We start from the raw sequence: 3,470 nt of genomic DNA on the forward strand, positions 1-3,470 counted from the left end.
TGGGGGGACACCGGGCCGGGCCGGCGCCCCACCAGCAGGGTGTCGACCACCGGGTGCCGGTTGCCGTCGCCGCGCAGCGGCCCGCGGACGCGGCCGGCCCGGCTGATCCGCAGGGGCGGGCCGGCAGCCAGCTCCGTCAGCAGATCGTCGGCGTCGAGCAGGAGCTCGGGGTCGGCGGGGATGACGTCCCCGTGCCGCAGGTTCGCCCGGTCGTGCCCGATGACCAGCAGCGTCCCGCCCGGGACGGTCGCGTCGACCGCGCAGCGCAGCACGTCCCGCCGCTGCTCGGGCGCCAGGTGCAGGTAGCAGATGATGACCAGCTCGTAGGACGCCGGCCGCGGCGTCCAGACCATGACGTCGGCGTGGATCCACTCCGGTGTCACGTCGAAGCGGCGGGAGAGCTCGCGTGCCTTGCGGATCGCGACCTGGGAGAAGTCCACGCCGGTGACCCGCCAGCCCTGGGTGGCGAGCCAGACGGCGTTGCGCCCCTCGCCGCAGGCGAGGTCCAGGGCACGCCCGGGGGTGAGCCCGGTGAGGTGTTCGACCACGACCTGGTTCGGCTCGGCGGTCCACAGCAGGCCGGTGCCAGCGTGCCGGCGGTCCCACTGGGCGGCGTCCACAGTCGTTATCTCACCTCGTGTGGCCACGGTCTGCCGTGTCGTGGCCACACGAGGGCGTGGTCAGCCGGTGGCCGCCGGCGCGGGGGTGCCGGCGGCAGCGGCCACCGCGGCGGTGAAGCCCTGGGGGGTCAGGGACCGCGGGGCCAGTTGCCGGCCGTTGACGAGCACGGTCGGGGTGCCGGTCACACCACGCCTGGACGCGTCGTCCTCGACTTTCGCGACATAGCCGTTGTAGGTGCCGTCACGCACCGCGTCGATGAACGCGGGGGAGGTCAGGCCCACGCTGGCGCCGAATTCCGTCAGCGTGCCGTTCTGGTATCCGCTGCTGTGCTCGCGCGGCTGGTTGGCGTAGAGAATGTCATGGTATTCCTTGAATTTACCTTCCTGGGCGGCGGCGGCAGCGGCGTTCGCCGCCCGCACGGATTCCGGCCCGAGGAAGGACATCATGTGATAGACGGCTTTGATCCGTCCATCACCGATCATTTGCTGGATGCCCGGGCCGAGCGCGGTCTCCAGTTCCTCGCAGACCGGGCACTGGAAGTCCTCGTAGAAGTCCACGGTGACGGGGGCGTCCGCCCGGCCGACGGTGATCCCGTTGTCGGTGCCGGTCGCGGTCACCGGCAGCACCACCGGTGCGGATTCCGTCCGGTTGCTCTGGACGGCGACGCCGATCAGCGCGGCCACCGCGAGCACGGCCACGACCACCGACCCGACGATGACCCGTTGCCGCCGCCGCGCGCGGGCGGCTTCGGCGGCCCGGGCCTGGGCCACCTTCTCCCGCCGGCGGCCACCCCGCTGGGACTTCTCCAGCCGGACGCTCTCCCGCCGGCTGTCGTCCCGGTTCCGGCTGACGTCGTTCCCGGCCGGCCGCCGGGTGTCGTCCTGGGCCTCGTCCTGTCCTGTGTCGTCCCGTCCCGTGTCGTCCTGGGCGGGCCCGGGATTCTGGGCGGCGGAGCCGTGCGGCCGGGAGGGCGCGCGCGCGCCGGCCGGCATCCCGGCCGGGTTGCCGCCTCGCTTCCCGCCTGACCGGTTCTTCCTGCTCTTTCTGGACGCGGTACTCATCAGCTCTCCGAAGTCCTGCGACGGCTCGACGACATGGGCCGACGGCGGCACGACGTGATCATGGCCGCGCCGTTCGCGGCCCCTCGACGGCCAGTGGGCGCGCGCCTCGTTCGAGGATGCGGTCGACGGTGAGCGCACCGGCTGGCAGGCAAACCACCAGGACGCTCGCGGCGAGCAGCAGACCGTCCCGGATGATCTCCCCGGTGTAGTGGGTGGGCGCGCCGGCGGTGAGGTCCCCGCCGGTGGAGAAGCAGCCGCAGTCGATGCGCAGGCCCCGCGCGGCGGCCGAGGCGATCGCCGCGATGTAGCCGGCGAGCAGCAGCGCGGAGACGACGGCGCTCACCCGCACCGCCAGCCCGACCAGCAGCAGCAGGCCGAGCGCGATCTCCACGAACGGGACGGCGTAGGCGACCGGGTGCACGAGCGCCTCGGGCAGGATGCGGAAGGCCCGGACGGATCGCACCATCCCCTGCGGGTCGCCGATTTTGATCATTCCGGCGGCGAGCCAGAGCCCCGCCAGCCCGAGGCGCAGGAGCGTGGAGACGGCGGCCAGCACCAGCGGTACCCGTGAGCCGGCCGGACCGGCCCCGGTGGCCGTGCCCCCGGTGGCCCGGGCGATCGTCTGGTCGCTGTCGCTGTCGCTGTCGCTGTCGCTGTCGCTGTCGCCGGTGTCGCTGCCGCGTCCGTCGCCCCGGCCTTCCGGCCAGCCGCTTCCCGGCCGCCGGCCCACCGGCATCCCCTCCACCGACGCATCGCTGGTCGAGGCGCCGGGCGCGGGCGCGTCGTTCGCCGGCGTACCGTCGGAGGCCGTCCCAGCCGTTGTCTGTCCAGCCATTGTCTGCTGATTTGTCATTGTTTCATGTTGTCTTCCCCGTATTGGCCAGAATCGGAAGATCGTGCGCGTAGTCGGCGACCTGGGTGCCCGCAAGGTAGACGGCCCTGGCCCGGTCGTCCGCGGTGAAGGCCATGACCTGTGTGCCGTGCGTGACGGTGAAGATCCCGCTGGGCTGGCGTACCGGATCCGCCAGCGGGATGCCGAGCGCGTCCGCCTGCGCGCGTATCTGCGCCAGGGTGCCCCGTACGCCGATGAAGGACGGGTCGAACTGGCTCAGCCAGCGGTCGAGCACCTCGCCGGTGTCCCGTTCGGGATCGGTGGTGACGAACACCGTGGCGATCCGTGACCGGACAGATGCCGGCACCGTGTCGAGGGCCGCGGCGATGTCGGCCATCGTTGTCGGGCAGACGTCCGGGCAGCGGGTGTAGCCGAAGAACAGCAGGGTGACCTTCCCGGCCGTCCGGGAGCGCAGGTCGAACGGGGCGCCGGCGGTGTCGGTCAGGTTCAGCGCGGGCTTGTCGACCGGTTGTGCGAGCGCTGTGCCGCGCAGCTCGTTGACCGGCCCCGAGTCGTCCACGATCGTGACCGCGGACCCGGTCCCGGACGAACAGCCGGCCAGGACGAGCGCGAACGCCACCACCAGCGGCACCGCGAACAGGCGGCGACAGCGGGCCGGGCCCCAGCGGGCGGGAGGACGCGGACGGCTCCCGCCGGATCCTCCACCAGGCGGATCGGTGCCAGGGCGGACCCCCGCCGCGCTGCCGGCGCCGTCGCCGTCGCAGGCAGCTCCGCTGACGGCTTCTCCTCCATCTTGCGATGCACGCACCCGGGCCTCGCTCCTCGATGCTCCTCGATCCATACCCTTACGGCCGGACGGCTCCTTACGTGGACTGACGGATAAGCCCCGCCGCTCGGTTCCACCTCCGGCCATGTCGGACGCCCGGAGCCGGACC

4 protein-coding genes are annotated in these 3,470 nt (G+C 72.7%); all 4 read right to left on the minus strand.

The features are described 5' to 3' along the window. Positions 1 to 620 (minus strand): class I SAM-dependent methyltransferase (locus NBX02_RS06115; RefSeq protein WP_250290365.1); only part of this gene is annotated, 620 nt, incomplete at its 3' end. A gap of 60 nt (positions 621 to 680) precedes the next feature. Beyond that, positions 681 to 1,733 (minus strand): thioredoxin domain-containing protein, encoded by a 1,053-nt coding sequence (locus NBX02_RS06120; RefSeq protein WP_250290366.1) that lies wholly within the window; start codon positions 1,731 to 1,733, stop codon positions 681 to 683. 7 nt (positions 1,734 to 1,740) lie between these two features. Beyond that, positions 1,741 to 2,517, minus strand: a complete 777-nt coding sequence (locus tag NBX02_RS22955; protein WP_445548293.1) for a MauE/DoxX family redox-associated membrane protein — start codon at positions 2,515 to 2,517, stop codon at positions 1,741 to 1,743. A gap of 22 nt (positions 2,518 to 2,539) precedes the next feature. Beyond that, entirely contained in the window at positions 2,540 to 3,343 is an 804-nt protein-coding gene (locus NBX02_RS06130; protein WP_250290368.1) for an SCO family protein, read from the minus strand. Positions 3,344 to 3,470 lie beyond the last annotated feature (127 nt).

Origin of the sequence: Protofrankia sp. CiP1_Cm_nod1, from assembly GCF_920888515.1 — a bacterium.
Taxonomy (GTDB): domain Bacteria; phylum Actinomycetota; class Actinomycetes; order Frankiales; family Frankiaceae; genus Protofrankia.